This window comes from Kamptonema formosum PCC 6407 (assembly GCF_000332155.1).
Taxonomy (GTDB): Bacteria; Cyanobacteriota; Cyanobacteriia; order Cyanobacteriales; family Microcoleaceae; genus Kamptonema; species Kamptonema formosum.
This window is the reverse complement of the sequence record NZ_KB235907.1, coordinates 31,342-32,020: the sequence shown is the minus strand read 5'-3', so window position 1 is coordinate 32,020 and position 679 is coordinate 31,342. Positions and strand designations below refer to the sequence as shown.

The following is a 679-nucleotide window of genomic DNA, read 5'->3' as shown; positions in this document are numbered from 1 at the left end:
GGCTCCTGATTCAACGTCGTGGTAAACCAGATCGACCCCTGCTTTTACTAAGCGATCCATTTGCTGCTCTAAAGCATGGCTGTCCTCAGCTTGTTCGCGGGTTGATACTCTCGCGTATCCTAATAACTTTTTGCTTCATAATAATCACTAAACTCTGAGCTTATTCTAGCAATTAGTTGTGCAGAATTTATTTGAATTAATCCTGCACAAATGCAGGTAGATTAGTTAACTTGGCTTGGCATTCTTGAGGATAAATAGAACAATTAGTTCTGCTATTAGCACTCTTTATCTCTCTCATAAGGCGCTCAATAAATTCAGATTGAGATATTCCCTGAGCGGTGGCCAAACTGCGGAGTATGTCTTTTAGCCGTCGGGGTTTAAGCCAAGAGAAACTGGTTTTTTTGACTTCTTCATATATTTCTGGCTGATTTCTCTGACTCTTGTATCCTTTTTTTTGCCATGTCAAAGCCTCTTTGCTGATTTGTTGGGGGACAAGCTCTCACTTCGCTCTGCTCTGGAAACGAACCAAAAAAAAAGGAGCTCCTGGGGAACTCCGTGTTGGGTTTTTTCATTAGTATTAATTGAAAAGTCAATTCTTGGCTGTGAGGCGTTGTTTTCCTCAACGCCTGCCAAACAAGACGACTATCAGAATTTTAGAGAGATGTATGAGTGCTGGTTT

General features: G+C 41.2%; 1 protein-coding gene. It reads right to left on the bottom strand.

What is annotated here, in order from left to right; genetic code table 11:
* Positions 1–196 precede the first annotated feature (196 nt).
* The gene (locus OSCIL6407_RS0129070) at positions 197–466 is read right to left on the bottom strand and encodes a hypothetical protein (RefSeq protein WP_019488043.1); all 270 of its coding nucleotides are present in this window, start codon (positions 464–466) and stop codon (positions 197–199) included.
* Positions 467–679 lie beyond the last annotated feature (213 nt).